We start from the raw sequence: 26,751 nt of genomic DNA on the forward strand, positions 1-26,751 counted from the left end.
ATTTATTACAAATGTATAAATAATAATCTACGTCAGAAGAAAATTCACTTTAAAATGAATTTAACATAGTCGGTTTTTCGCTTATAATACAATGAAAATAAACCATTTAAACAGCCTTATATTGTATCCCAAACTTAAGTCAACTTAAAAATACAGTATTTTAAAAGCAAAAAAACACCTCATTTCTGAAGTGTTTTTCTATTGGTATTGATGTAATTCTATTATTTTTTAATCCACCATTGGCTGTCTTTACGGTCAGAGCGTTTCACTCCATTATCAATGGTATAAGCGAACCCGATTCCAAGAGTTTGTTTCAGCTGTGTTTTTTCGATCTGGTTGTGATCATACAGCAAATCAACGGTCACATTGGATGAAATATATTTGTTGACTTTAAGGTTTAATAAAGCTCCATAAGCAAGAACCAATCTGTCCGGACGGTCAAGATAATTCGAGAAAACCGAAGCTGTATTCGTCAGGTAGATATCTTCCATTATTTTCAATTTATAAATTGCCGTTCCCAGGAAACCGAACTGCAATAAAGAAGAATCACCATCGCTTTTCAAACCATAGCTTCCTGCTGTCTGAAGGTCTTTATCCAGTACAAAGGTCCACCTGGCGTTGGTGGGACGCAAAGTTACCGTCAGATCATCATTCGGTCTATAGGTGATACCCATCCCGACGTTCAGGTAACCCGGGGCCATAAAATTTGAGATCTTTTTGGCTTCAGGATTATTCCCGTCTTCATATCCTGCAGCAAACTGTGACTGTAATCCCGCACCCATAGAGAAATACCAGCTTTTAGAGAATTTCCGCCCATAATTGGTAGAAACATTGATTACGTCCTGCGTTTTTCTTATTCCCAATCCTTTAGTATCATTCTGTCCATACCCCAGGATAACGATATTCTCCCATAGATCATTATCTTTTTCATACGTGAGATTGTAATTGATCCCTGCAAGCCATCCTACGTTGTTGGCTCCACCTCCTACCCAGTTTGAAAAGGCAGCCTGATTGATCATTAATGTGTTTTTTCCTATCACTGACCAGTATTTTACTGTGTCAGCCACAACAGAATCTTTCTTCAATTCTTCTTGTGCACTTGCATAAATCCCCATAAAAAAGGAAAGAATCAATAAAAACTTCTTCATTACTCAAATAATTTTCACTGCAAAAGTATTAATATAATTTTTTTTTAAAGGTAAATTCAGCTTTAAAGAATGTTGATTCATAAAGTTTAATTCCCTAACAATAAGATATCTCTATAAAATCAATGCCAAATAATAAGTTTAAAAAATAAATTTGATACCTTTTGTCTTAAAATCAGGTAGGTAGAAATTGATTCATCGACAAATTTTCCGAAATTTATCATTGGCTTTTGATTTGACGTAAAATCCTCATGTTTAAAAATGCAATTTCCAAAAGAGCGATTATATACCCTTTGCTGATGCTTTCTGCGATGTGGTTCGGGTATTTCTTACAAATGCAGGGCTTTTTTCAAAGCTGCTTTGGGGCGATCATTCCACTTTTGCCTGAAGGGCTGCTCGGAATAATCACATCTCCTCTTTTGCATGGAAATATTGATCATATTATAGGAAACTCTATTCCGATAGCTGCACTTATGTTTTTGCTTTATCAGTTTTATCCTTTGGTTGCTAACAAAGTTTTTATTATCGGCTGGCTGGCAACAGGGCTTTTAGTGTGGCTTCTCCCTCCTATTGACATTCTCTCCGGCGAATATATGTACACCTGTACAATCGGAGCCAGTGGTGTAGTGTATGTTCTTGCTTTCTTCCTTTTCTTCAGCGGTGTATTTAAATGGAATACAAAGCTCCTGACCATTTCAATGCTTGTTGTCCTGTATTATGGAAGTTTAGTCTGGGGAATGCTTCCGGAAGAACTGTTTTATAACATGCAGGAACCTAGTAAAATTTCATGGCAGGCCCATCTTTCAGGAGCCGTAGTTGGAAGCATTATTGCGTTTGCCTTCAAAAATGTTGGAGAAAAGAAGAAAAAGTTCATTTGGGAATTTCCTAATTATTATAGTGAAAAGGATGATAAACTGTGGCAGGAATACAAGGAAAACCATCCTGAAGATTTCATGGAACTTCCTTATAAAAAAAGAGATGATATCTGGGATCATTTGGATGAATTAAGGAAGAGATAACACTTAATTCACTACATTTGAAAAAAACACACATGATTTCCGAAGAATACTTATATGCAATCGCCCTCCGCGAGTGCAGCCAGATAGGCGACATTCATTTTCATAAACTTGTCCGTACTTTTGGAAATGCTCAGGAAGCATGGAAAAGGGCAAAGAAAGAATATAAAAAGCTGGAAGGCATAGGACAAAAAACAGTTTCAGACATTGGGAATGACAATCATTTGAAATTCGCAGAAGAAGAATTAAATTTTTGCGAAAAGAATAATATTCAGATCAGGCTGAGGCATCTAAGCGAAACTCCTTTATTGCTTAATGAGTGTAATGATGCACCTGCTATTCTTTATCAGAAAGGAAAGATTGATGATACACTGCCAAAAGTAAGCATTGTTGGAACCAGAAATATGACGTCGTATGGCAGACAGTTTATTGAAGACTTCTTTGAAGCCTCTCAGTCTTCTACTTACACATCGGTAAGCGGACTTGCTCTGGGGGTTGACAAAGAGGTTCATGAGCAGTCTATCTCTCATCAGAAACCCACAATAGCAGTCCTTGCACATGGCTTTCAATATTTATATCCGGCAAAAAACAGGAAGCTTTCAGAGAAAATTCTTCAGGAAGGAGGAGCATTAATCACGGAGTTCAGTTCTTCTAAAAAACCAGACCGCGAAAACTTCATCCAGAGAAATAGAATTGTAGCAGGAATATCTCCGGCAACCATTGTGGTGGAAACCGGTTTTGGAGGAGGATCTGTAAGCACGGCCGCTTTTGCCAATGATTATAACCGGGATGTTTTCGCCCTTCCCGGAAAAATTACAGATCTCTGTAGCCAGGGATGTAATCAACTGATTTTCCATAATAAAGCAACAGCTATTTCTACCATAAAAGATCTTATCGGTATACTGGGATTTAATGCTCCTAAAGAAAAAATTGAAGAGCTATTTCCTTATAGTGAGACCATAGTGCAACTTTCTGATAATCAATATTTAATATATAAATCCATTAAAGACCAGCCTCAGATTTCTTTGGATGATCTGTCCCAGAAAATTGAGCTTCCTACTCACAAAATCTTACCAATAATTTTGGAATTGGAACTTTTAGGGAAAGTAAAATCATTTTCCGGGAGGCAATTCATCGCAATTTGAGATTTAATGATTTCTTAATATTGCATTATTTCACACATAACATTTCATTTTTAATAAAATTTGAATACAAATTATCAATTTAATAATATTACGAAACATTATTATTTAATTTTTAACAATGTTGAAATACAGTGTTGTGAATCTTGAAAAAAAAATTAAATTTGTTGACAATAATATTCAACCTTAATATATGGAACAATATAATATTGACCAGAAAATCCAAGAGTTTATTGCAAAAATTGAAGCAAAAAATCCTAACGAACCGGAGTTCTTACAGGCTGTAAAAGAAGTTGCCGTAACTGTAATTCCATTCATTGCTACTAAAAAAGAATACACCGGAATGAAGCTGCTTGAAAGAATGGCTGAAGCTGAAAGAATTATTATTTTCAGAGTTCCATGGGTTGATGACAAAGGAGAAATTCAGGTTAACAGAGGTTTCAGAATTCAAATGAACTCTGCGATTGGGCCATACAAAGGAGGAATCCGTTTCCACCCTACTGTAAACTTATCAGTTCTTAAGTTCTTGGCTTTTGAACAGGTGTTCAAAAACTCTTTAACAACTCTTCCAATGGGAGGTGGTAAAGGAGGTTCAGATTTCGACCCACAAGGTAAATCTGACATGGAAGTAATGCGTTTCTGCCAGGCTTTCATGACAGAATTATGCAAGCACATTGGTCCTGAAACAGATGTACCTGCAGGAGATATCGGTGTTGGAGCAAGAGAAATCGGGTATTTATTCGGACAGTATAAGAAAATCAGAAACGAGTTTACCGGGGTTCTTACAGGAAAAGGTCTTGCGTACGGAGGTTCATTAATCCGTCCTGAAGCTACAGGATACGGTGTAGTATACTTCGCTGAGCAGATGCTTAAGACTATCGGACAAAACTTCGAAGGTAAAACAGTAACAGTATCAGGTTTCGGAAACGTAGCTTGGGGAGTGATCAAAAAAGCAACTGAACTAGGTGCTAAAGTAGTAACAATCTCTGGACCAGACGGATACATCTATGATAAAGATGGTATCAGCGGAGAAAAGATTGATTATTTATTAGAGCTTAGATCTTCAGGAAATAACAGAGCTGAAGATTATGCTAAAAAATATCCTTCTGCTGAATTCCACGCTGGAAAGCGTCCTTGGGATGTGAAGTGTGATGTTGCGTTCCCTTCTGCAACTCAAAATGAATTAGATTTAGATGATGCAAGAAAATTAGTTGAAAACGGATGTGTTTGTGTAACTGAAGCGGCTAACATGCCTTCTACACTAGACGCAATCAACTATTTCTTAGATAATAAAGTATTATTCTCTCCTGGTAAAGCTTCCAACGCTGGAGGTGTTGCTACATCAGGATTAGAGATGACTCAGAACTCTATCCGTCTTAACTGGACTTCTGAAGAAGTTGATGCAAGATTAAAGGAAATCATGATTGGTATCCACAAAGCTTGTAGAGACTACGGAAAAGACGAAGACGGTTATGTAAACTACGTAAAAGGCGCAAATATTGCCGGCTTCGTAAAAGTAGCAGAAGCAATGTTAGCTCAAGGAGTTGTGTAACAGAAAAAATAAAGGTTGGGAAAAATTCCCGACCTTTTTTGATATAGCCTGTTCCCGGGATAATGGGAAAAAAGTAAAAAGTGAAAGGAGAAAGCGCTGCTCAATGCAGCGCTTTTTTTATTTTTATAGTATGAAAAATGCTTTTAAAAATATTGATGAATATATTCTTCTGTTCCCGATAGAAGTACAGGAAAAGCTGCTTGAACTAAGACAAGCCATCCATTCACAGGTTCCTGATCTGGAAGAATATATTGGATATCAGATGCCGGCTTTCAGATACAAAGGAAAACCTTTGGTTTATTTTGCCGCGTATAAAAAACATATTGGCTTTTATCCCGGGGCTGAAGGAATCCGTAATTTTGAAACGGATTTTGAGGAAAGAAAATATGCGTTTTCCAAAGGAGCTGTACAGTTTCCGATTTCTGGTGACATCCCGCTGGACTTAGTCAATAAGATTGTCCGGTTCAAAGTAGAGGAATTTGAACAAAAAAAATCCTGAAATACAAGATTTCAGGATTCCGACTAGTGTTTGCTAAAGCAATTTTACTTTTTCTTCTTTTTGTCTTTCTTTTCTTCTTTTGGTGCATCCGCAGGTTTAGTTGCATCTGTAGGTGTTGTACTTACAGTTGGGTCAGTTGCAGGAGCTGTTTCCATTGTAGTAGCAGGTGTTTTTTCCTGTTGAGTCTTTGGATCCGAAGGACTTGTAGTCTGTGTATTCGGTTGTTGTGTTTGAGTTGTCGTTGGGTTATTAGTAGAAGTATCGGCTGGCTTTTGTGTTGTTGATTGTGCTGATACTGCGATTACTCCGACTAATGTAAACGCTGCCGTTAAAATTAACTTTTTCATAATGTAATATTTAAATGATTGTTTAACTTAAACGAAGCATCATTTATAAAATTATGTGTAATAAGCTTATTTAACGTACTTTATAATTATTTAAGAGGAATTTGCAAAATAAGTTCGGTTAATTTGGCGGGAAGCTTGAAGCTGGAGGCTGGAAGTTTATTTCAGTAAAAATATTAACTGAGGCAGTTTATTAACAAAGCTTCTATCCTTTAATCTACTTCGTTATATTCTTCATCATTTTTTCTACGAATTCAAAGGCGGCCGGGCAGATCACAGTATTTTTCAGCATCAAATTATTAATCTGGTAGATCTTTTTACGGTCTGTATGAGGATATTCCCGGCAGGCTTTTGGCCTTACTTCATAGATAGAACAGGTATTGTCACTATTCAGGAAATAGCAGGGAAGATTCTGCAGTACTTTGTCATTGTCTTCGTCTACTCTTAAAAACTTGGCTTCAAAATCCGCAGATTTCATCCGTAGATGTTTGGCAATACGCTCAATATCTTTTTCGGTATACAAAGGACCGGTTGTTTTGCAGCAATTGGCACATTGTAAACAGTCTATTTCATCAAAAACTTCATCATGGGTTTCCTGCACAATATAATCAAGGTTTTTGGGCGGTTTTTTCTTCAACCCGTCCAGAAATTTCTTATGCTCCTTCTGCTTTTGTATTGCTTGTTTTTTATAAAAATCTAAATCCATTTATTCATTATTTCCAGCTGAATCCGGAAGTTCTTCTTTCTTATATTCATTTATTTTATCCAGATCCAGAACCGTTGAGAGATTTTCTTTGTTAGGATAGTACATAGGGACAAATTTAGCTCCGTATACAATTTCTCTGGTGGTATATGACGACCGCTGGACTACTGTATTGGAAAATACTTCATCAAATGCACGTACCTGCACAATAAGTTCGAGGTCGGTATTTTTAAAGTCTTCTTCAGAAAAGCCATAAAATGGGGAGTTTTCATCTATTTTATGCACTACAGTCCAATTCAGAGCCAGTGTATTTATCTTACTCATCTGAGTAGTAAGCCTGTAAAAATTACTTTTTGCAACTCCGTTTTCTATCACTTCAATGGCCACAGATACAATTACGTCTGCATCCGTCAAGGCATTATTTTTATAAGGAGCCAGCCTGAACATTAACGCTGAAGATTCTTGAAAAGGGGCAATAACTGCTATATCAGAAAATCTCAGATATGCTCTCGGTCTTGAAAATCTTCCGTAAAAAAGTCCCGTTGCAATGGCAAAGGTAAGCAATCCCAGAAAAGCCTCAAAAGTAGCCACAAGACTTGCCAAAAATCCCACCGGAGCTATTCTTCCATAACCAACCGTTGTAAACGTCTGTGAACTGAAAAAGAAAACGTCAATAAATTCGTTCAACGGGTCGCTTTTATCTATTCCGGTAAGATGTTCTACACCAATCAGGTAATAGATCATTGCAAAAAGAAGATTGATCAGAATATAAGCTATGACCAGATAAGAGATAAAGCGAAATGAAGAAAGATTCAGCATGGTGTGATACCAGCTTAGCCTGTTGAAAACATTCACTCCTCTTCTCTGAACATTCGGAAGGCCGTCCTTATTAATAAATCTTCCGGAGGCATTAGTTCCGAAGCCACTGTTCTCCGCATTTTTCTGCCGGATCTTTTTTCTGAATCCTCCTGTCATTTTTTAAACATTTATTTTTTTGCACAGTTTAAATTTCAACAGCAAACCTAGAATTTGCTTATCTGTTTTCTACTGTTTCCGGTGCAAAGATAAAATATTGTTTTGATGAATTTTATCAATTGATTCATTTGAGTTTTAATTTGATTTTACAGTAAATTTGGGATATGAAAAAGCTTGAATCAAGAGATGACATCGAACACCTGGTTAATTCATTTTATACAAAGGTTATTAAAGATGAAACCATAGGATTTTTCTTCAATGATATTGCTAAAGTAGATTGGGGTAAACATCTTCCTAAAATGTATTCTTTCTGGGAATCTATTCTTTTTGGGCAGATGTCTTATAAAGGAAATCCAATGGGCGTTCATTTCCCTATTAATGAGATACAGGCTATGGAGCAGAAACATTTTGACCGATGGCTAGAGCTTTGGCGTAATACTATTGAAGAGAACTTCGCAGGGGAAAACGCAGATATGGCTATCTACAAATCTGAAAACATAGCAAAACTAATGGCTTTCAAGATGGAATTGGCAAGAAGACTTTAGTGAGTTACGCGATTCCGGGATGCGAAATTCCGAGGAATTTATTTTACACTTGCTTTACTTATCATCTAAGGAACGATTACCGTAAAGATATACGCGGCCAGGTTTACCAATAAAACGGTTCCGTACAAAACATTGGTCTTACCACGGCTTAAGGAAAGCATGACGATAAATACGGATAAGGAAAGCAGAATAATATCTTTTTTGTCCAAACCAAGTACCAAAGGAATATCATACATAATGCAGACCACGGACACCGCAGGAATCGTTAATCCGATACTTGCCAACGCAGAACCTAATGCCAGATTTAAGCTTGACTGAATCTGATTAGCCCTGGCAGCGCGGATTGCCGCTACTCCTTCAGGAAGAAGAACAACCGCTGCAATAATGACCCCTACCAACGATTTTGGAGCGCCAAGACTTCGTACCATTCCTTCTATTGTATCCGATAATCCTTTTGCCATAAGCACTACAATAACAAGGCAAACCACCAGAAAACCAAAACTGATAAGCGTTTTTGTCAGTGACGGGATATAATGTTCTTCAGGATGCTCATCAGGAACAATAAAATAGCTTCTGTGGCGAACAGTCTGTACCATAAGGAAAATACCGTAAATGACAAGACAGGCAATGGATATGAAGATAAGCTGAGCTTCGTTATAGAAAGGTCCGTTGACACTTGATGTAAAATTGGGAAGAACCAGGGTAAGCACCAGGATTGAAACAATACTTACCAGATAAGTAGTTGCTGAAGTTCTTGCAAAGAACTGCTCATGATATTTAACGCCACCTACAAGAATACATATTCCCAGAATTCCGTTAAGAATAAGCATTACAGCGGCAAAAACCGTATCTCTGGCCAGCGTGATCGCCTGATCTCCGCCGGCCACCATCAGCGAGATGATCAGCGCAACTTCAATAATGGTGATACAAAGGGCCAGAATAATGGTTCCAAAAGGCTCTCCTACTTTATGAGCCACTACTTCTGCATGGTGTACTGCCGATAAAACACTTCCAATCAATAAAATTCCCGCAAGAATGTCATAAAGCACTCCAGTTCCCATTAGTCCGGAGAAGTAGTACCCTACCGCAAGGAGAGGAAAAATATAGGTGTAGTGTAAAAATTCTTTAAGTCTCATAAAGTGACTACAAAATACAAAAAATCTATAGAAATTTCAATATCAAAAGAAAATATTAATAATATTTTAATGAGGCCAGAAGTTAAAGTCCTGATAATCTGTAAACATATGAAACAGAAGCCCAATTCCTATAATTCTGATATTTCCTTTAAAGAACAGCAGCAAAAAATACACCGCAATGGCATAATAAGAATGTAAAAAATGAAAACCTATACTTTCTCTTGACGGATCAAAAACAGGAGTGGCAAAAAGATGGTCCAGATCTACCAGCATCGTAGCAAGGAGAATACAATAAGCTTTCTTCCAGTTTTTACGATAAAAAATCAATGCAATAAAGACCGGAAAAACGAAATGCAGGAAATAATGTGTAAAGGTTTTGAGTAATGCGATGTCTGATGGAGCCATTAATAGATAATTTTATTCAGTTTCTATGGTTACCAGCGTAAAATTAAGGGTAATTCTCCGTTTTTCGCTTTTATTTTCACCCAATAATCCTGCGATTTATTTCCATACAACACATATTCTATATCTGAAATGATTCTTTTTTCAGTATTGCCCAGCGTTTTCAAAGAAGAATACAGCAGAGCACTGTTTCTGATGAAAATGTAGTTTTCTTTTAACTTGGGTGATAATGCTATGGGTTTTCTGGTTGATTTTATCACAACACCATTGTTATTTCTGTTGATTTGATTAGGTTGGAAAGGAATTCCAGTAAATTGATTTTCGCTATTGATCCACTTTTTAGACTGGAAATATGCCCAGGTTTTTTCCGGATCATCACTTTTAATATCAATGGTATAATCAGGCTGTGTGATTTTTTGAAAGGTCTTTTTTTCAACCTCATTGAAATTATCGTCATATTCATAACTGATAATCGTGTCATTGACCTGTTCAAGATCTGCCATTGCTTTCAGGTAAACAGCTTGTGAAGAATCAGCAATACTTTTATTGAAAAAGCGGCTAAAATTCCTGATATTTTCTTTGTCTAATTCCAGATCAAGAAAGTGATTTCCCTTTTGGAGTCTGGACGCAACAGCATTAAGAATTTCAGAGTTTGAATTGTTTTTAATTTCAATTTCATCATCATGCAATTCAATAGAAAAGTTTTGAATTTTCTTTCCGGAAATGAAAGAAATGCTTCCGGCCGTGTTATGAATAAACCGATCTGCATCCCGGACAGGGTTTGAAGAAGTCTGAATCTCTTTTTGGATGGCTTCAAGTGCCCAATCTGAAGTTCCCGCAACACAATGATTCCCGTTGATTATAAGAAAAATCTGATCCTTCTGAAAACGGTTGTTTCCTTTATCTTCAAAGTTCTGCTTCTTTAAAAAACCAATGAATTTTTGGGAATCTTTAAGTTCTAAAACACTATACCATTCGGAAAACTTTGTGCCTTTAATATGGAAAATCTGCAGAAAATCCGGAACTCTGATTCCCGAACCTTTCAGAGAGCCTGTGCTTTTACCTTTAGCCTTATTTCCTGACCAATGAGAAGGATGTGTTGCCAGGCTGAAGAGATATTGTCCCGTTACTTTTTTTATATCAATTAAAATTACCGCATCTGCATTTTCAGGAATATATTTGAGGTTCTTATTTTTATGGAAAACCCAAAAATATACTGCAACAGCGAGCAATACAACTAACGGGAGAATAATCTTCTTTTTGTTCATCTATAAAATTTGTGGTTTCTCTTCTTTTTCTTTTGTTTTAAAAACCTGATCGAATACATCAAAGAAATACATTAAGCTATTTTCAGAAGAATCTTTAATATTATAATTCATTTCAGTCTGGATGCTCTCTCCTTTCACTTCTGTCTTATAATACAACTCTCCTACATTTTTTCTGATGGCATCCAGTGCCTTTCTTTCTTTAGGAGTTTTGAATTCTTTATCTAAACCTGTTAAAAGTTTCTGGATATCCAATCTTCCTGACAAAGGATATTTTGCAGAATCTTTCGCCCATTTTCTCGAAATATCGGATTGGTTGACGGATAAGATATTGTCTGCAGAACTCATCAGATATACTACTCCATCCTTTACTGTAAAGAACAGCTGATCTACATATCCTCCATCCTTTTCATCTTTAAAGGTGTATAGGTTTCCTTTTTTAGAGAATCTTTTAGACAGTTTTTTATTGGTTGTAAGCAAATCAAAAATACGGTTCCAGTAGCCCTCATTTTCTGTTGCAAAAGCAAAAGTGAAGTTGGGAACAGCGATATCTTTGGTTTTCTTTACTTCTTTTTCGTTGAAGTCAGCATCGTATTCGTAATCCGTGTACTCTACTTTTTTAGATTTCAGTTCATTCAAAACAAAGATCCCGTTTCCTGGTGCTATTTTAGTAATGGCTTCTTCATCCAGAACAATTTTCATGGTTTCCATAATGAGCTCCATTTCTTTTTTGTACTCATTTTCTCCGGAATCCTGAAGCAGGCTGTACATCATGTCGAAACATTTCGCCCCATTCACATTCATTGCATAGTAACCAACACTTTTTTCATTGATCAGTTCCAGCAGTTTTTTGTTTTTCTTCCCTTTATAAATAGCAGAGATATTCTTTTGAATGTCGGCATTTTTATGCTGGTAATTATTAACTAGCCTTACTTTATCTTTATCAAAATACAGATTGTAGGAATAGTTCGAATTATACATATTCTTAAAGAACTGTCCATAGCTGTAGAACTTTGTCATCTTGCCATAGATCCCTTCATTTACAATTCTTCCGTAGTCTGTGTAGACAAAAACATCAGAATTGGTATCTCTGAATGACAACATTTCTTTTGGAACTTCAATTTCCAGATTTGAACTGAAGTACTGATCAAAATGATCTTCAGCATTCTTTTTAACGATCTTAAAGTTTTCCCTGCGGATGGAATCCTGTTCTTTTTTGTAAGCTAAATCCTCTTCTTCATCGTAAGCATAAGCATCATTAGGCATTTCCTCTTCATTTTCAGCACTTTCCTTCTCTGCAGGGTATTTATGGTGTTTCTGAAGGTATTTGATATCTTTTTGGATTCTTGCAATCTCGTTGTTGTTATCCTTGATGCTTTCTTTAAGATACTTGATATCGTCCTTAAGGTTTTTGATTTCTTCTTTGTAATCAAAAGGCTTTTCCGGCTCATCAGTATAAGCAGTATCTCCTGCTTCTGCGTAAACGGAATCAACGGCAACGGCAGTACTGTCTGCAACCGCTTCTGTTGCCCAAAGATCTTTGTAAGGCTTGGTATAGCTTACCATCCTAAGAACCGCACGGTTTCCGTTCCAGGCAACAAAAATATCGTCATTGATATCTACATAGGAATAGTTCTTTCTATTAGAAACTTCCTGCCCTTTTTTCTTGACAGAATTAATGAATTCCTGAAACTTTTCCTTATTATCAATAATAAAATGAGTATTGTACGCTTTTATAGAGTCATTAAAACTTGCATAATGGTATTGAACAGCATCGTATTTGATTCCGGTTTTGGAATAATCTGTCCATGAAAGTTTTTCTTTGTTCTTTTTGCTTAATTCGTGCAACAAAGGATTCAGTTTATTCCAGTTGATTTTGTTATTAAGCTGTTTCCCGTTGACTTCCATATAAAATACGGCATCAGCAGGAATTTTCATACTATTTTGGGCAAAAAAAAGTGTAAAACCAAAGAGTACAAAAATAATTTTTTGTGTTTTTAATAAGATAGATTTCATGACTATAGTTTAGAAATTTATTGAAAAAGAATAGTGTTTTGCATTTGTTTTTTCTGAAAAATCAGATCCAGGATATCAGCCTCCAGCTTGAGGGCTTTTTTATTGGGTGAAAGCACATAAGCATTGTTGGTTTGTGATTTCACCGTACTTTCAAACTGCATGATGGAAGTATATCTGGCGTCATTAAAGACTTCTTTATCCGCCTTACCCATCTTTTCGTAATCTGTTTTGAATGTATTGACCTTATTTCTTGTCAATGTCTTTTTCTCAAGATTCTGACTGTAAATTTGGGTAGGAATCATTTTACCCAATATATTCTGAGCTTTAAGTTTTTCCAGCCCGGCATTAATGTTTTCAATCTTTTTGAAATTACAGCTCAGTTTGATGATATAATTATCAAAATCCATGGAGGTTTTCACGTTGCTGATTCCGGGTGTTCCTTTGAAAATTTTTGCCGCTTCATTGATTTTATTTTCAATATCTGCTTTTTTCGGAACTTTTTTTCCATTGATGGTTTCCATTTTGGAGATTGAAGCCAGCCTTGTTTTGCTTTTGCTGGCATTCAGGATGATGGTATACTCTCCCGTACCGTCTGCCTTTACATTCACTTTATCAAGAATATCAAAACAGCTGGTCAGGAACAGCAAAGGGATACATAGAAGAAATAATCTGAGAAAATTTTTCATGATTGGGTTTAAAGCCACAAAACTACTCAATTCTGACCTTAAAACCTTATAATCTTTGATTTTTTGAGCATAAATGGCTGTTTTCAGGTACTTTTTCAGGACAGGAAACTACATTATTATGATTTTATTCTTTTTTTAAATACGCCCTTTCAGATAATCCTGGCGAAGATCTTCGTCCAGCTTTTCAATGGCATACCGAAGACAGGTTCTGGGCATTTCTTTGTAATATTGGTTCAGGTAGCTGATCAATTCTCCTTCATTTTTATTTCCCATTTCTCGTAACAGCCATCCATTAGCTTTATGCATTAGATCATGAGAATGCTTCAGGTTTCTGGTTACGAATTCTTTAGTAAGATCAAATGACCCTTTTTTTATATAATGCATCGTCCCGACAACGGCTACTCTTTTGTGCCACATCTCCTCAGACTCCGAAAGTTCTCTGAGAAGATTTTCTTTCTGATTTTCAAAAGAATATCTGCCCAAAATCTTATAACAGCTTGAGTCTACAAGATCCCAATTGTTGACATGGGAAAGATGGTTAAGATAAAATGCAACCACTTCTTCTTTTACAGCTTTATCTTTTGTTTTTTCAAACTTTGAAATCAGCATAAAAAGTGCAGTCAGTCTGTGTTCATGATATTTGGAAGAGAGTAATGTACTGAGTTCTTCCAAATTTATTTTCGGATAATATTCTTTGGCAACAGACCTCTGATCCGGAACTTTTACTCCCAGAAAAAGATCTCCTTCTCCATATTCTCCTTTTCCGGTTTTGAAAAATCTTGGAAAGAATTCTGCCTTCTCAGGAATGGACAAAACAGCTAGTGCTTCCTGTATTTCTTTAACAATGCTCATCCGGAACGACAGTTATTTTTGTAATTTAAGCTTTCTCTTCTAAGGTAATATTCTCCTGTTCTTCCTCTTCTTTTGCAATCTTATTAGGATTGGCCACCTTGGCAATAGTAAGCCCCTGAACAATGATCGAGAAGACTACTACACAGTAAGTAATACTTAAAATAATCTCACTATACTCACTTTTAGGAATAGACATCGCCAATGCAATGGAAACTCCTCCACGGATTCCTCCCCAAACCAGAACTTTTACCGTCTGCGGGCTGAAACTTCTTCTCAAAGAGGTAAACTTCGTAGGTCCCCAGATTGAAATAAACCTTGCAAACAGAACCACCACAATAGCAGCTAATCCAGGAATCATGAAGTGTCTAAGATCTTTAATCATTAAAAGTTCAAACCCGATGAACAGGAATAATACGGCATTCAGGATTTCGTCAATCAGTTCCCAGAATTTGATGAGATAATCCTGTGTGACAGACTTCATTTTGAAACTTCTGTTGAAATTTCCCATAAATAATCCTGCTGCCACCATAGTCAACGGCCCTGAAATATGCATCTGTCTCGCAATAAGATAACCTCCCATCACTACAGAAAGTGTTACTAATACTGAGATAATATAATCATCCACTTCACGCATTAATCTTGAAGTAACCCAACCTAACAGAACACCCAGTAAAAGACCACCTCCTGCTTCTTTAAGCAAAAGCAATCCGATGGTTTCAACACTCAGATCCACTTCTTTCCCTACCGCCAGCTGTAAAATCACTGTAAAAACCACAACTGCCATACCGTCATTGAAAAGAGATTCTCCGGCTACTTTTGTTTCCAATGATTTTGATACGTTAGCCTGTTTCAGAACACTCAGAACCGCTACCGGATCGGTAGGGGAAATCAAAGCACCAAAAACAAGACAGTAGATAAAAGGAAGCTTAACCCCAACATAAGGAAGCAGATAAAACATTCCAAATCCTACCACAAAAGTAGAAATCACAACTCCCACTGTGGAAAATATTACTACAGGTCTGAACTGTTCTTTCAGGTCATTAATATTAATATGAATCCCTCCTGCAAAGAGCAGAAAATTAAGCATAGCTCCCATCAGGACCTCTGTAAAGTCGATACCGTTCATCAGGTTGTGAAGATGTCCGAAAGTTCTCGGAAGAACTGTTTCTCCGAACATTACCAGAAAAATAGACACCACAATGGCGATCACCATAATTCCGATAGTACTTGGAAGTTTTAAAAATCTGTAATTGAGATAGGCGAATATTGATGCTAATACGATTAACGCTGAAAATGAATAATATAATTCCACTAAGTGTTTTTTATTTTATGATTAATTGGTGAGTTCCAAATAGAGTATTTTAATATAGAGCTGCTGCCCCTCTTTTTCCCAAACATCAAACATGCCATCCTTAGCAGGTTTTGAGCTTCTCGTATAATCCTGTCCTATATTCAGAATGTTCAGCAGAATATATTCATCTCCTACAGAATTGACGATATAGGCTGTTTTTTCAGATTTCCCGTCTCCTGATATTTTTATTCCTTCCGTAAGCGAACGAAACTGATTCAGGTGGTGCATAAAATTGCTGCCATCCTTCACAGAATCATAGGCTCTGAGAAGGATCAGCAAAACATCCAGATTCGTAGGATCTTTATCATACAAGGCTTTTCCCTGCTTGATACAGTCTGCAAAATTATTCTGCTTAAAGGCTTCAGCAAGGCTTTTAAAGCTATCATCTGAAGTACTTACTTTATCTTTTCTGAAATTTCTTCCATAGTAAAGATATTGCGACTCTATACTGTCCAAAGACTTTGGATATCCTTTATATTTAAAAATAAGCTTCTCGTAATTATAAGGAGAATCAGAATTTTTGAGACTTTTCTCAACAGCTTTTAAATCAATTTTTGATTTCTGGCTGAAACCAAAAACCGAAAACATGATGAATAAAAGGAAAAAGTGATATTTCATTAATTGTTGCTTTCTTCTTCCTCGTCGTTATCGAAATATTCGAAAAGGAAATCGTTGTATGGAAATCTGGAAATATGAATCTTCATTACCTCATCGTAAATCATTTTCTTCATTTCCGGGAAGTTTTCCTTCGTTAAAGCAGAAATGAATACCGTTGGGTATTTTGATTTCCCCATCCATGTTTTTTTCCACTCTTCAAGAGAGACATTTTTACGGGTTGATGGCGTAAGATCATCATCATCCTTTTTCTCATAACTGAAATCGTCGATCTTATTGAAAATCATGATCATTGGTTTCTGATGGGCATTAATTTCCATCAAAATATGATTTACAGATTCTATGTGATCTTCAAAGCTTTCATGAGAAATATCTACCACATGAATCAAAAGATCAGCTTCACGAACCTCATCCAAGGTAGATTTGAATGATTCTACCAGCTGAGTAGGTAATTTCCTGATAAATCCTACTGTATCCGTAAGCAGGAACGGTAAGTTTCCGATCACCACTTTTCTTACTGTGGTATCCAGAGTGGCAAAAAGTTTATTTTCTGCAAAAACCTCAGATTTTGAAATAGAATTCATCAAAGTAGATTTTCCAACGTTGGTATATCCTACCAAAGCTGCACGAACTACTTTTCCACGGTTATTACGCTGAGTCGCCATCTGTTTGTCAATCGTCTTCAGTTTTTCTTTCAGCAATGTAATTCTGTCACGGATAATACGACGGTCAGTTTCAATTTCCGTTTCTCCGGGACCTCTCATTCCAATCCCCCCTTTTTGACGCTCAAGGTGGGTCCACATTCTTGTCAATCGTGGCAAAAGATATTGATATTGAGCCAGTTCCACCTGAGTTCTTGCATAAGAAGTCTGGGCTCTCTGGGCAAAAATATCAAGAATAAGATTGGTTCGGTCCAAAATCTTAACCTCCATCTCTCTTTCCAGGTTTTTAAGCTGTGAAGGAGAAAGCTCGTCATCGAAAATTACAGTTCCGATCTCGTTTTCTTTTACATATTCTTTTATCTCAATTGCTTTTCCGCTTCCGATGAAGGTTTTGGAATCCGGCTGAGTCAATTTTTGGGTAAAACGCTTTTGTACGGTTGCTCCGGCTGTGAAAGCTAAAAACTCAAGTTCATCTAAATACTCCGTCAGTTTTTCTTCGTCCTGATTCTGGGTAATAACACCCACCAAGACTGCTTTCTCATAGTTATGTTCTTTCTTTTCTAACATTAAGTTCTGTCTATGTTTATGATTTTTACAAGTTAATATTTTTCAGAAAAAAAACAAAATCAATTTTTATTTAATAACATATTTTAATATAAATTTAAGTTTACTGGTGAAGGTTTTATAAAAAATCAATAACTTTATGTAATAATTTTCTGATTTTTAAATATTTAAATCAAAAACTAATCTCCGGAATATCATGATTACCCATATTAGATGTATGATTATTGATGATGATGAACTGGACAGACTGGTTCTTCAGCATTATATCAAACAATACCAAAACATTGAGATTGTTGCCTCTTTTGATTCAGCAGAAAAGGCAATTCCCTATCTTGACATTCCTGCTGATCTTTTGATTATCGAGACTAATTTACGGGGCATGAACGGACTTGAATTCCGGAGGCTGGCCTATAAGATTCCTGCCTGTATTTTTGTAAGTTCCCATCCTGAACTCGCTGCCGGAGCTTTTGAAATCAGTACTTTAGATTTTATCACCAAACCCCTTACCGCAGAACGCTTTCATTATTCCATGGAAAAGCTTTTTGATTTTTTTGAAGTGAAAGAAAAATGTGAATGCTATGATGCTATGGTAGGAGAAAATTGCATCAAAATAAAAGAAGGAGGGCATATTTTTCAGATTAAAATGAAAGATATTCTGTATCTGGAAGCTCTGAAAGATTACACCAGGATTATCACTCTTGAAAAAAATCACTGTATTTTAAATTCTCTGGGAAACCTTCTGCAAAAAAACTTTTTTGATTCTTTTGTCAGAATACACAGAAGCTATGCGGTACCCCGGCATCTCATCCGCGGAAAAAGCTGTCATGAGATAGAGCTTGCCCATCATATCAAACTTCCTATTGGTAGAACTTACAAGGATAATCTTTCTTTTTTTCATCCTTAAAAAGTCCCGCAAACATTCAACGGTAATTCACAAAATGCCATTGGTCGATTATTTCTGCCGTTGGTCTATTTTCCTGTCATCTGATTAAGATAGGTGGTAATTTAGTCTTCCCAAATTCCCCCTGAAAACACATCTATTAATCACCAAAACTGTTATCCATGGAAAGAATATCTATTTATTGTATTATTCTGTCTGTCTTTTCCGTCCACATACTGCACGCACAATCTGCAGTTTTGGCAACCGGACTGGATGCTTCAGCAGCTAATGGTTTTGTTTCTTACAGTGTAGGCCAGACGACCTACCTTGAAAAAGGAACAGGACAGGTTCTCGAAGGTGTTCAACAGCCTTACGAAATTATCACTCTTACTTCCCTTGAAACTTCTTCTGAACTCACAGGCATTTTGCTCTACCCAAATCCTTTCAGGGATTATTTGTATTTGGATTTTACCTCAAATAATTTTAAAGGATCAGAGTATCAGTTATTCGATGCCCAAGGTAAACTGGTAAAAAAAGATAAGATCTCACAATCAAAATCTGAGCTGAATTTCTCCTCACTTCCTTCTGCAATGTATATCATCAGGATCACTCAAAATGGAGAAAATATTAAAACATTCAAAATCATCAAAAAATAAAATGCCATGAAAAAAATATTATTACTGTTCTGGATCCTGACTGGTTTCTTTATGGGACTTTCTCAGGCTCCGGAAAAAATGAGCTACCAGGCTGTCATGAGAAACGGTTCCGGACAACTCTTAGCCAATCAAGCTATAGCCGTGAAAGTAAGCATATTACAGGGATCTCCTGCCGGCGCCGCAGTCTATTCAGAAAGACTCACCGGAAATACCAATGCCAATGGACTTATCAGCCTTGAAATAGGAACAGGAACTGTGCTTACAGGAACATTTGCCACCATCGACTGGCCTGCGGGAAGCTATTATTTAAAAACAGAAACTGACCCTGCCGGAGGAACCAGCTACACTATAGTAGGCACCAGCCAGCTACTAAGCGTACCTTATGCTATGTATGCCAAATCTGCAGGCGGAGGCGGCGGAAGTTTTGCAATTCCCTATACGAATACCGTCAATAATGCTTCTACTTTATTTTCATTAACCAATGATGGAGATGGAACATCTTTAGAGGGGAATAACAACACAACTACGTCAAATATTGCAGCAGTAAGAGGAGTTGTTACCAATACAGCTCCAGGAGGATTTTCTTCAGCAGTTCGTGGTATTAATAACGGAACCGGAGGACTGGGAGTAGGTGTATATGGAAGCCAGGCCGGAAGTGGATGGGGAGTATACGGTGTTACTCCAAATGGGTTAGGTGTATATGGTAATGCCAGTGCTAACGGCATCGGGGTTTATGCCAACAGTAATACAGGAACCGGTCTTACTGCTACCAGTAATACTGGAATCCCTGCGAGTATTTCAATCTTCAATAATGCGAATAATAATGTTGCTCTTAGTGCGTCCAGCGTAGGAAATGGTACGGTTGTAAACGTTACGACCTCAGGAAACGGAGCCGGAGTAAGAAGTTCTACTGCGGCAGGATTTGGGCTCCATGGGATAACTTCCGCACAAACTTCCGCAGGTGTTGTAGGTGATAACAACGGTGGTGGTGAAGCGGTAGTGGGTAGAGCGACCAGTGACATTGCCGGAGCGGTAGTGGGCCGTAATGACGGAGGAGGATATGGAGTAAGAGGGTTTGTTGCGACCAATACATCCGGAACAGGTATAGGTGTTTATGGACAGGTTGGTTTAAATAACAGTACTGGCCGTGCAGGAAGATTTGAAAATTTTAACCAGACGAATACCACAGGAAATACCGTTGAGATAGCAACCAACGGAAACGGTAATATTCCTGATGATACCAAGGGAAATGCCGCCTCTTTTGTTGTTGACAACACCAATAGTGTAGCTGCCGCAGTAAGAGGTGAAGTAAATACTATTTTCGGGAATTTTGGTGCAGCTGCTATCTATGGAAAATCTTCAGGTACAGGAGGACGCGCCGGATTATTTTACGCTTCCAATCCTGCCGGAAACGGAGCCGCAATGATTGCCCTGACAGATGGTAACGGTAACGCAATTACAGCCAATGCAGGAAAAGATGGTAACGGTGTTGAAACCAACATTGATGGAGCCGGAAATGCGCTCTATGCATGGGTTCCTACATTTGCTACCGGAAGAGCCGGAAGGTTTAACATCTTCAATGAGAATAATACCAGTGATGTTATAACAGTAACTACTGTAGGAAACGGTATTGCAGGAAATTTTAAAGTAGACCGAACTACCGGAACTTCAGCGGCTGTGAGAGGAGAAGTTAACTCTCAATTTGCCAATTTCGGAACAGCAGGGATCTATGGAATATCTTCTGGCACCGGAGGTTACGGCGGATTATTCCATGCTTCCAATCCTGCCGGAAACGGGCCGGCCTTAATTGCCATTGCAGATGGTAATGGTAACGGTATAACAGCTAATGCAACCAACACGGGAGATGGTGTAGAAACTACAGCAGACGGCACAGGAAGTGCTATTTATGCATGGATTCCTAATTTCGGAACAGGCCGCGCCGCAAGGTTTGTTAATTATAACACCTCCAATACCAATCCCCCTCTTACAGCAGAGACCCGAAGTGCCGGTTCTATTGCTGTATTCAGATCCGGAAATCCCAGCGCTGTAAATGTGGCTCGTATTGACAATACCGGACGTGGATTTTTTAATGGAGGAACTCAAAACAGCGGTGCTGACGTTGCTGAAGCGTTTGATGTCAATGGAAACATTTCTCAGTACGAACCCGGTGATATTCTGGTCATCTCAACCAGTGCAGACAGAACCGTTGAAAAATCATCAACACCTTATTCCAGTCTTGTGGCAGGTGTATACGCTACCAAACCCGGTGTACTTCTTACGGAAGAACATATTGATACTGATATTTCCGATAAAGCACCAATGGGCGTCATTGGAGTCATTCCAACCAAAGTATGTCTTGAGAACGGAAAAATAAAAAGAGGAGACCTTTTGGTAACTTCATCTAAAGCAGGTGTTGCTATGAAAGCGGACATCAAAAAGGTAAGAATAGGACAGGTAATCGGAAAAGCGCTTCAGGATTATGACCAAAAAGAGATTGGAAAAATTCAAGTATTAGTCAACATAAAATAAACCATCATGAAAATAGCATATATTATCCCGTTATTATTTTTAAGCAGTATTATCTATGCTCAGGAAAATAAAAAGGCTGCTCCGATAGAGGAAGATCAAGCACTGGTTGTAAAACAGGCAAAGGAACAACAGGCAAAACTAATGCAGGAAGCCAAGGAAAGAGACGAAAAGGCAACTGTAAATACAGGATTACCCTCTGATCATGGTCTTGCCGTTAAAAAACAGGAATCTAAACCCAAGGCTGCAGCGGACAATTCTGGAAAACTCCTTCCCAATACAGCAAGTCTTGAAGACATAAAAAAAACAATCCCCAACAGGCAGGCATATCACAATACTATAAATTCTAGGAACACAAAAATGACAGTTACCGGACTGCCTAATACAGCAACTCTGGAAGAAATAAGAAAAACAATTCCCAAAAACTAATGACTCTCAAAAGCTAATAACCGCAAAAAGCTGATAACCAAACTAGATTTTTCAAACAAAGAAGTCCGCTGCAAGGCGGACTTTTATATTATACGGATCTATCATTAATCCCAATCGGCGGCTACAAATTTCATTGAATTTCCATGATCATCCGTTAAAGTAAGGAAATGTCCTTCTACCGAATATTTTGTCATGGTTTCAAATTTCTTCTGAAAAGATGTTTCAAGATTCATATCCTGGCAGGCTTTCATGGTACTTACTCCGTTTGAGATTTTCACTTTACCTCCTTTTTTAAATTCGGATACGAAAGACATCTGGTTGCATCCCATATAAGCATTCCCCTGAATTTTACCATCAACGATACTGGCTGTCAGATTGATTTCTGCTTTATTCGCAATGAGCTGTTCTTTTGAAAAACCATTGAAGGAAACCAGCATCCACTGCCTTTGAAGAGAAGGATTTTTATCCGGTACTGCGGAACAATTCAGAACAAGTCCTAAAAGTAAAACTGCAAAAATTGATAAGAGTATCTTTTTCATGCGGACTATCATCCCATTTTCATACCAATCCGGGACAGAATCTCGTAAAAATTAGTAAATTAGCAACACAAAAATTATTTTATAAAATGAAAAGACTATTTCTACTATTCACTTTCTTACTGGGCTTTGCTCAGATGAGGGCGGATGAGGGGATGTGGCTGCTAATGCTCATCAAAAGACTTAACGGTGTTGATATGCAAAAAGAGGGTCTGCACCTTACGCCTGAGGAAATTTATTCTGTAAACAATTCAAGTTTAAAGGATGCTATCGTGAGTTTCGGTGGTTTCTGTACAGGTGAGATTGTTTCTGATAAAGGACTTATTTTTACTAACCACCACTGTGGTTATGGTGCTGTAGCTGCGGCTTCTACACCAGAAAAAGATTATTTGAAGAACGGTTTCTGGGCAATGAAACAGAAAGACGAATTCAATGCAAAGGATCTGTATGTAAGATTTTTAGTGAGAATGGATGATGCTACGCAGAGAATCACTTCTAAACTAAACAACAATATGACCGGAGCAGAGAGAAAAGCTGTTATTGATGCTGAAACAAAAGCAATTCAGACAGAAAACTCTGAGAACGGGAAATATACTGTAGTAGTAAGAGATTTCTTCAACGGAAATGAATTCTACTATTTTGTATATCAGGATTATAAAGACATCAGATTAGTAGGAGCTCCACCTTCATCATTAGGAAAATTCGGAGGAGATACGGATAACTGGGAATGGCCAAGACATACAGCAGACTTCACGGTTTTCAGAGTATATGCTGATGCTGCAGGAAACCCTGCTGAATATTCTCCAAGCAACACTCCTTTGAAGCCTAAGCACTTCCTTCCGGTTTCTCTTAAAGGAATTAAGCCTGGCGATTTCTCAATGATCTTAGGTTACCCTGGAAGAACAAACCGTTACCTGACTTCTTACGGAATTCAGCAAATGGTAACTAAAGATTACCCGGCTTGGGTTGAAGCTTCTAAACTTGCCATGGATGTTATGAAAAAATACATGGATAAGGATAAGGCAACTCAGCTTAACTATGCTTCTCAATATGCTTCTGTAGCTAACTACTGGAAAAACAGACAAGGTACTATTGATGCCGTAGAGAAAAACGGAACCATTTCTGACAAACAAAAGATTGAGGAAACTTACAACAAATGGGCTGCAATGCCAGGAAACGATGCGTACAACGGAGTTTTAGAAGACATCGGAGTGTACTACAAGCAAGTTTCTGATAGAAACGTTGAAAGAAACTATGCTTCACAGTTTTCAAGAAATGCAAAATACATTACTCTTGCTATGCAGGTAGGTTCTGTACTGAAAGCTTATGCTGCTCAGGATATGCAGGGAAGACTGGCAATGAAGGCGAAAACTGAAGCAGCGATCAAAGCGGCTTATGAAAACTTCAATCCATCTTTGGAAGGTGAAATGCTTGCCGCTATGACAAGTCTTTACCAGGCAAGAGTTAAAAATCCTGAGGTTGCTTCTGCTACTATTTTAGGACTGGATGCTAAAACAGTTTCTAATTTAGCTTATTCTTCAATTTTTGCTAACAAGACTTCTGCAACGAACTTCTTATTGAATCCGGATGCATTGAAACTTGATGCTGATCCACTTTGGAAAGCTGCTAACGGAATTGTTGCTGATCAAAAAATAAGCACTGAGAGATTTGTAAAAATAGATGATAATTTTGCAAAAAATAACCGTCTGTTTTTGGCAGGTCTTATGAAGGCTATGCCTGAGAAAAAATTCTACCCGGATGCTAACTCTACCATGAGATTAACTTACGGTACTGTAGATAAATTACCTATCAGAAATGACAGAAACTATTTCGGTATTACTGATAACTATTATACTGATATGACTGGTCTTGTTGGAAAATACAAGAAAGGTGATGAAGAGTTTGATCTTCCTCAAAGAGTGATTGACCTTTACAATCTTAAAGATTTCGGTCAGTATGCTGATGCAGCTGGTTATATGCCTGTAAACTTCCTTTCTAACAATGATATTACAGGAGGTAACTCTGGTTCTCCGGTAATTGATGGAGACGGAAACCTTATCGGTATTGCTTTCGATGGTAACAGTGAAGCATTAAGCGGTGATATCGTATTCGAACAGGAATGGCAGAAAACAATCAACGTAGACGTTCGTTTTGTTCTTTGGACAATCGATAAGTTTGCTGGTGCAAGAAGATTAGTAGATGAATTGAAGCTTGTAAGAGGTGAAAACACTCCAGCTGATACAAAAACTAAAAACTCAGGTACTACAACAACGCCTAAGAAAGCTAAAAAATAATATTCTTATTTGATTTATTTTTAAAACCGTGAAATTACTTTCACGGTTTTTTTATTTTTGACCATTAAAATCTTTCATCATGAATCCTCAGACAATCAAATTTTCAGCTATTATTCAGCAAAACGGAGAAATGAATGCTGCTTTTGTAGAGTTTCCTTTTTCTACAGAAGAACTGTTTAATAAAAAAGGTCAGGTAAAGATTAAAGCTCTATTTGATGGTAACGTTGAATATCGTGGAAGCCTTGCCAAAATGAAATCAGACTGTCATATTTTAGGCCTTACACAGGAGATCAGGAAGCAGCTTGGGAAAACTTTCGGGGATGAGGTTTCTGTTTCGCTTACCGAAGACAAAGAAGAGAGAGTGGTTGAGGTTGCTGAAGATATCATGTCTGTTTTTAATGAAAATCCTGAAGCAAAGACTTTATTCAACAAAATGAGTTATACCCACAAAAAGGAATATATCCGCTGGATAGAAGAGGCTAAAAAACCTGAAACAAGAGAAAACAGAAAAATAAAAATGATTCAGATGATTTTAGATGGGAAAAAGGGGATATAAATCATTCTGTTTTCATACCCGAAGGCCGTACATTCAAAAAAAATTGAATAAAGAAAATATTTTTTGTCAGGTTCTCAAAAAGTAGACGACTATAGTTACAGATATCATTTATAACTATAAAAAATTACTTTTATGAACAAGTTTATTTTCAGAACATCGGTTTTAGCGGCAGCCACTCTAGCTGCATTTACTCTTTCGTCATGCAGTGATTCGGATAATGACATGATGACGGATATGTCTTTTCAAAGAACTATCACTGTTGAAAATGTGGTAACTCCTAAAGATTTTGTAGAAAGCGGAAGCTTTCAGGGAACAGGAACTCCTCCTATTATCTTGCCCGGACAGTCTGTTTCTGTTAAATTCGGTGCAGGAAAAACACAGGCCTTGATGTTTGCAACAATGTATGGAGCTTCAAAAGACTGGTTTTTTGCGTCCCAACAGCCGGGAATCAAACTGTTTGACACTAATGGAAATGCCATTACCGGGGATGTTTCTTCAAGTGTACGACTGTGGGATAACGGAACCAGAGATGACACAACAGGGCAGGCAGAAAGCAAGCCTATTATGCAGGTTCCTAACGTAAACGCGTCGCAGCTTATGAAGCTCAATCTTGCATACAATGATGTAACCTCAGAATTTACCCTCACTATTACCAATACGTCAGCGGGAACTGCCAACGAAACGCCTTTTTCTCCCGGGGTATGGGCCGTATCAAACTACAACGGTTCTCAATTGCTGAATAATGCTCCGTTTTTTACTCCTAATGCACTCTCCAATCCAGAAATTACTGATATTGCTCAAATGGGAAATATCAGTAAAATGATGACCAAGCTGAATGCCAATACCGGTATTATGACCGGCCTTTCTCCTACATTGATAGTGGTTTATCATGGTGATAAAAATCCGATTTATGAATTGGGAAAAACAGACAGCGGAATGGGATTAAAAGACATTGCACAGTTTGGAAATGTAACGAAGCTCCAAAACAGCCTTAAATCTTTACCGAACGTAAAAGAGGTATATATTGCAGGTAATGCTCCAATAGCACCAGGAAATAAAGCAACCACAAATTTCAACGCAGATCCGGGAGATAAAGTAGCATATGCAACGATGTTCGGTTTCTCCAATGACTGGTTTTATGCTAATGAACAGGATATTGATGCGAATACTAAAGGCGATCTTACTTCAAAAACAGCGTTGTTTGATTCAGGAACGGGTATTGATCAGTATCCCGGAGCAGGAAATCATCAGGCATTATTCGGCGGCACTCCGCAGAGTGAAAATAAGATTATTTCTAAAGTTGGAACTCAATATCCGGTTCCAGCCACTCAGAATGTGATTAAAGTAACCGTGAATTAATTTTCAGATTTAAAAGATCATACAATTAAAAATTCCAGGCAGTTT

26 protein-coding genes are annotated in these 26,751 nt (G+C 37.5%); 12 read left to right on the top strand and 14 right to left on the bottom strand.

The window, feature by feature from the left end; translation table 11 throughout:
• Positions 1 to 221 precede the first annotated feature (221 nt).
• Positions 222 to 1,148 (bottom strand): DUF3078 domain-containing protein, encoded by a 927-nt coding sequence (locus FN817_RS07150; protein WP_047422165.1) that lies wholly within the window; start codon positions 1,146 to 1,148, stop codon positions 222 to 224.
• A 248-nt stretch (positions 1,149 to 1,396) separates the two neighbouring features.
• On the opposite strand from FN817_RS07150, the gene FN817_RS07155 reads away from it, so the two are divergent.
• From FN817_RS07155 to FN817_RS07170, 4 genes are all read left to right on the top strand, one after another.
• Positions 1,397 to 2,164, top strand: coding sequence for a rhomboid family intramembrane serine protease (locus tag FN817_RS07155; protein WP_142717330.1), 768 nt, complete (start codon positions 1,397 to 1,399; stop codon positions 2,162 to 2,164).
• A 32-nt stretch (positions 2,165 to 2,196) separates the two neighbouring features.
• A complete protein-coding gene (dprA, locus tag FN817_RS07160) occupies positions 2,197 to 3,306 on the top strand; it encodes a DNA-processing protein DprA (protein WP_142717331.1) in 1,110 nt (369 codons plus the stop codon).
• A 190-nt stretch (positions 3,307 to 3,496) separates the two neighbouring features.
• On the top strand, positions 3,497 to 4,855 hold the full coding sequence (gdhA, locus tag FN817_RS07165; RefSeq protein ID WP_047380182.1) for an NADP-specific glutamate dehydrogenase: 1,359 nt from the start codon (positions 3,497 to 3,499) through the stop codon (positions 4,853 to 4,855).
• Between the two features lie 130 nt (positions 4,856 to 4,985).
• The gene (locus tag FN817_RS07170) at positions 4,986 to 5,354 is read left to right on the top strand and encodes an iron chaperone (RefSeq protein ID WP_142717332.1); all 369 of its coding nucleotides are present in this window, start codon (positions 4,986 to 4,988) and stop codon (positions 5,352 to 5,354) included.
• Positions 5,355 to 5,398: 44 nt separating this feature from the next.
• On the opposite strand, the gene FN817_RS07175 is transcribed toward FN817_RS07170, so the two are convergent.
• The 3 genes from FN817_RS07175 to FN817_RS07185 all read right to left on the bottom strand — a co-directional run bounded on the left by FN817_RS07175 (position 5,399) and on the right by FN817_RS07185 (position 7,376).
• Positions 5,399 to 5,701: a hypothetical protein gene (locus FN817_RS07175; RefSeq protein WP_142717333.1), complete on the bottom strand. Its 303-nt coding sequence runs from the start codon at positions 5,699 to 5,701 to the stop codon at positions 5,399 to 5,401.
• A gap of 214 nt (positions 5,702 to 5,915) precedes the next feature.
• On the bottom strand, positions 5,916 to 6,404 hold the full coding sequence (locus tag FN817_RS07180; RefSeq protein ID WP_142717334.1) for a YkgJ family cysteine cluster protein: 489 nt from the start codon (positions 6,402 to 6,404) through the stop codon (positions 5,916 to 5,918).
• Positions 6,405 to 7,376 (bottom strand): ion channel, encoded by a 972-nt coding sequence (locus tag FN817_RS07185; protein WP_142717335.1) that lies wholly within the window; start codon positions 7,374 to 7,376, stop codon positions 6,405 to 6,407.
• Between the two features lie 164 nt (positions 7,377 to 7,540).
• On the opposite strand from FN817_RS07185, the gene FN817_RS07190 reads away from it, so the two are divergent.
• Positions 7,541 to 7,921, top strand: a complete 381-nt coding sequence (locus FN817_RS07190) for a group III truncated hemoglobin (RefSeq protein WP_142717336.1) — start codon at positions 7,541 to 7,543, stop codon at positions 7,919 to 7,921.
• Positions 7,922 to 7,986: 65 nt separating this feature from the next.
• Here the strand turns inward: FN817_RS07190 and FN817_RS07195 are convergent, their stop codons facing one another.
• The 9 genes from FN817_RS07195 to hflX form a co-directional block, all read right to left on the bottom strand.
• Positions 7,987 to 9,057 (bottom strand): calcium:proton antiporter, encoded by a 1,071-nt coding sequence (locus FN817_RS07195; RefSeq protein WP_047422157.1) that lies wholly within the window; start codon positions 9,055 to 9,057, stop codon positions 7,987 to 7,989.
• A 66-nt stretch (positions 9,058 to 9,123) separates the two neighbouring features.
• On the bottom strand, positions 9,124 to 9,462 hold the full coding sequence (locus FN817_RS07200; RefSeq protein ID WP_142717337.1) for a DUF6122 family protein: 339 nt from the start codon (positions 9,460 to 9,462) through the stop codon (positions 9,124 to 9,126).
• Positions 9,463 to 9,491: 29 nt separating this feature from the next.
• Positions 9,492 to 10,727 (bottom strand): hypothetical protein, encoded by a 1,236-nt coding sequence (locus FN817_RS07205; RefSeq protein ID WP_142717338.1) that lies wholly within the window; start codon positions 10,725 to 10,727, stop codon positions 9,492 to 9,494.
• Positions 10,728 to 12,740 (bottom strand): hypothetical protein, encoded by a 2,013-nt coding sequence (locus tag FN817_RS07210; protein WP_142717339.1) that lies wholly within the window; start codon positions 12,738 to 12,740, stop codon positions 10,728 to 10,730. It lies immediately after the preceding gene.
• A gap of 17 nt (positions 12,741 to 12,757) precedes the next feature.
• The gene (locus FN817_RS07215; protein WP_142717340.1) at positions 12,758 to 13,426 is read right to left on the bottom strand and encodes a hypothetical protein; all 669 of its coding nucleotides are present in this window, start codon (positions 13,424 to 13,426) and stop codon (positions 12,758 to 12,760) included.
• A gap of 135 nt (positions 13,427 to 13,561) precedes the next feature.
• Positions 13,562 to 14,278, bottom strand: a complete 717-nt coding sequence (locus tag FN817_RS07220; RefSeq protein ID WP_142717341.1) for a DNA alkylation repair protein — start codon at positions 14,276 to 14,278, stop codon at positions 13,562 to 13,564.
• Positions 14,279 to 14,303: 25 nt separating this feature from the next.
• A complete protein-coding gene (locus FN817_RS07225) occupies positions 14,304 to 15,590 on the bottom strand; it encodes a cation:proton antiporter (protein ID WP_142717342.1) in 1,287 nt (428 codons plus the stop codon).
• 21 nt (positions 15,591 to 15,611) lie between these two features.
• The gene (locus tag FN817_RS07230) at positions 15,612 to 16,247 is read right to left on the bottom strand and encodes a DUF4919 domain-containing protein (protein ID WP_142717343.1); all 636 of its coding nucleotides are present in this window, start codon (positions 16,245 to 16,247) and stop codon (positions 15,612 to 15,614) included.
• Positions 16,247 to 17,473 carry a GTPase HflX gene (gene hflX / locus FN817_RS07235; RefSeq protein WP_142717344.1) on the bottom strand — a complete coding sequence of 409 codons (1,227 nt, stop codon included), beginning with the start codon at positions 17,471 to 17,473 and terminating at the stop codon, positions 16,247 to 16,249. Before hflX ends, FN817_RS07230 begins: the two co-directional genes overlap by 1 nt.
• A gap of 193 nt (positions 17,474 to 17,666) precedes the next feature.
• On the opposite strand from hflX, the gene FN817_RS07240 reads away from it, so the two are divergent.
• The 4 genes from FN817_RS07240 to FN817_RS07255 all read left to right on the top strand — a co-directional run bounded on the left by FN817_RS07240 (position 17,667) and on the right by FN817_RS07255 (position 21,961).
• Positions 17,667 to 18,374 carry a LytR/AlgR family response regulator transcription factor gene (locus FN817_RS07240; RefSeq protein ID WP_228451498.1) on the top strand — a complete coding sequence of 236 codons (708 nt, stop codon included), beginning with the start codon at positions 17,667 to 17,669 and terminating at the stop codon, positions 18,372 to 18,374.
• A gap of 158 nt (positions 18,375 to 18,532) precedes the next feature.
• Positions 18,533 to 19,006, top strand: coding sequence for a T9SS type A sorting domain-containing protein (locus tag FN817_RS07245; RefSeq protein WP_142717345.1), 474 nt, complete (start codon positions 18,533 to 18,535; stop codon positions 19,004 to 19,006).
• Positions 19,007 to 19,012: 6 nt separating this feature from the next.
• Positions 19,013 to 21,535 carry a beta strand repeat-containing protein gene (locus tag FN817_RS07250; protein WP_142717346.1) on the top strand — a complete coding sequence of 841 codons (2,523 nt, stop codon included), beginning with the start codon at positions 19,013 to 19,015 and terminating at the stop codon, positions 21,533 to 21,535.
• 6 nt (positions 21,536 to 21,541) lie between these two features.
• Positions 21,542 to 21,961 (top strand): hypothetical protein, encoded by a 420-nt coding sequence (locus FN817_RS07255; protein WP_142717347.1) that lies wholly within the window; start codon positions 21,542 to 21,544, stop codon positions 21,959 to 21,961.
• Between the two features lie 104 nt (positions 21,962 to 22,065).
• Here the strand turns inward: FN817_RS07255 and FN817_RS07260 are convergent, their stop codons facing one another.
• Complete coding sequence (locus tag FN817_RS07260) at positions 22,066 to 22,500, bottom strand: META domain-containing protein (protein ID WP_228451499.1); 435 nt, start codon at positions 22,498 to 22,500, stop codon at positions 22,066 to 22,068.
• A gap of 86 nt (positions 22,501 to 22,586) precedes the next feature.
• Here FN817_RS07260 and FN817_RS07265 point away from each other — a divergent pair, with 86 nt between their 5' ends.
• From FN817_RS07265 to FN817_RS07275, 3 genes are all read left to right on the top strand, one after another.
• Complete coding sequence (locus tag FN817_RS07265; RefSeq protein ID WP_142717348.1) at positions 22,587 to 24,791, top strand: S46 family peptidase; 2,205 nt, start codon at positions 22,587 to 22,589, stop codon at positions 24,789 to 24,791.
• A gap of 79 nt (positions 24,792 to 24,870) precedes the next feature.
• Complete coding sequence (locus FN817_RS07270) at positions 24,871 to 25,347, top strand: YdeI/OmpD-associated family protein (protein ID WP_142717349.1); 477 nt, start codon at positions 24,871 to 24,873, stop codon at positions 25,345 to 25,347.
• A 132-nt stretch (positions 25,348 to 25,479) separates the two neighbouring features.
• Complete coding sequence (locus FN817_RS07275; RefSeq protein WP_142717350.1) at positions 25,480 to 26,706, top strand: spondin domain-containing protein; 1,227 nt, start codon at positions 25,480 to 25,482, stop codon at positions 26,704 to 26,706.
• The last annotated feature ends 45 nt before the right edge of the window (positions 26,707 to 26,751 follow it).

Origin of the sequence: Chryseobacterium rhizoplanae (assembly GCF_900182655.1) — a bacterium.
GTDB lineage: Bacteria > Bacteroidota > Bacteroidia > Flavobacteriales > Weeksellaceae > Chryseobacterium > Chryseobacterium rhizoplanae.

What these genes read in the sequence shown, in the direction of transcription:
- FN817_RS07195 (WP_047422157.1), bottom strand. Translation starts at nt 9,057, where the DNA reads ATGAGACTTAAAGAATTTTTACACTACACCTATATTTTTCCTCTCCTT.
- FN817_RS07250 (WP_142717346.1), top strand. Translation starts at nt 19,013, where the DNA reads ATGAAAAAAATATTATTACTGTTCTGGATCCTGACTGGTTTCTTTATG.
- FN817_RS07170 (WP_142717332.1), top strand. Translation starts at nt 4,986, where the DNA reads ATGAAAAATGCTTTTAAAAATATTGATGAATATATTCTTCTGTTCCCG.
- FN817_RS07240 (WP_228451498.1), top strand. Translation starts at nt 17,667, where the DNA reads ATGATTACCCATATTAGATGTATGATTATTGATGATGATGAACTGGAC.
- FN817_RS07220 (WP_142717341.1), bottom strand. Translation starts at nt 14,278, where the DNA reads ATGAGCATTGTTAAAGAAATACAGGAAGCACTAGCTGTTTTGTCCATT.
- FN817_RS07215 (WP_142717340.1), bottom strand. Translation starts at nt 13,426, where the DNA reads ATGAAAAATTTTCTCAGATTATTTCTTCTATGTATCCCTTTGCTGTTC.
- dprA (WP_142717331.1), top strand. Translation starts at nt 2,197, where the DNA reads ATGATTTCCGAAGAATACTTATATGCAATCGCCCTCCGCGAGTGCAGC.
- FN817_RS07230 (WP_142717343.1), bottom strand. Translation starts at nt 16,247, where the DNA reads ATGAAATATCACTTTTTCCTTTTATTCATCATGTTTTCGGTTTTTGGT.
- FN817_RS07175 (WP_142717333.1), bottom strand. Translation starts at nt 5,701, where the DNA reads ATGAAAAAGTTAATTTTAACGGCAGCGTTTACATTAGTCGGAGTAATC.
- FN817_RS07190 (WP_142717336.1), top strand. Translation starts at nt 7,541, where the DNA reads ATGAAAAAGCTTGAATCAAGAGATGACATCGAACACCTGGTTAATTCA.
- FN817_RS07260 (WP_228451499.1), bottom strand. Translation starts at nt 22,500, where the DNA reads ATGAAAAAGATACTCTTATCAATTTTTGCAGTTTTACTTTTAGGACTT.
- FN817_RS07200 (WP_142717337.1), bottom strand. Translation starts at nt 9,462, where the DNA reads ATGGCTCCATCAGACATCGCATTACTCAAAACCTTTACACATTATTTC.
- gdhA (WP_047380182.1), top strand. Translation starts at nt 3,497, where the DNA reads ATGGAACAATATAATATTGACCAGAAAATCCAAGAGTTTATTGCAAAA.
- FN817_RS07255 (WP_142717347.1), top strand. Translation starts at nt 21,542, where the DNA reads ATGAAAATAGCATATATTATCCCGTTATTATTTTTAAGCAGTATTATC.
- FN817_RS07270 (WP_142717349.1), top strand. Translation starts at nt 24,871, where the DNA reads ATGAATCCTCAGACAATCAAATTTTCAGCTATTATTCAGCAAAACGGA.
- FN817_RS07185 (WP_142717335.1), bottom strand. Translation starts at nt 7,376, where the DNA reads ATGACAGGAGGATTCAGAAAAAAGATCCGGCAGAAAAATGCGGAGAAC.
- FN817_RS07155 (WP_142717330.1), top strand. Translation starts at nt 1,397, where the DNA reads ATGTTTAAAAATGCAATTTCCAAAAGAGCGATTATATACCCTTTGCTG.
- FN817_RS07275 (WP_142717350.1), top strand. Translation starts at nt 25,480, where the DNA reads ATGAACAAGTTTATTTTCAGAACATCGGTTTTAGCGGCAGCCACTCTA.
- hflX (WP_142717344.1), bottom strand. Translation starts at nt 17,473, where the DNA reads ATGTTAGAAAAGAAAGAACATAACTATGAGAAAGCAGTCTTGGTGGGT.
- FN817_RS07205 (WP_142717338.1), bottom strand. Translation starts at nt 10,727, where the DNA reads ATGAACAAAAAGAAGATTATTCTCCCGTTAGTTGTATTGCTCGCTGTT.
- FN817_RS07245 (WP_142717345.1), top strand. Translation starts at nt 18,533, where the DNA reads ATGGAAAGAATATCTATTTATTGTATTATTCTGTCTGTCTTTTCCGTC.
- FN817_RS07210 (WP_142717339.1), bottom strand. Translation starts at nt 12,740, where the DNA reads ATGAAATCTATCTTATTAAAAACACAAAAAATTATTTTTGTACTCTTT.
- FN817_RS07150 (WP_047422165.1), bottom strand. Translation starts at nt 1,148, where the DNA reads ATGAAGAAGTTTTTATTGATTCTTTCCTTTTTTATGGGGATTTATGCA.
- FN817_RS07265 (WP_142717348.1), top strand. Translation starts at nt 22,587, where the DNA reads ATGAAAAGACTATTTCTACTATTCACTTTCTTACTGGGCTTTGCTCAG.
- FN817_RS07180 (WP_142717334.1), bottom strand. Translation starts at nt 6,404, where the DNA reads ATGGATTTAGATTTTTATAAAAAACAAGCAATACAAAAGCAGAAGGAG.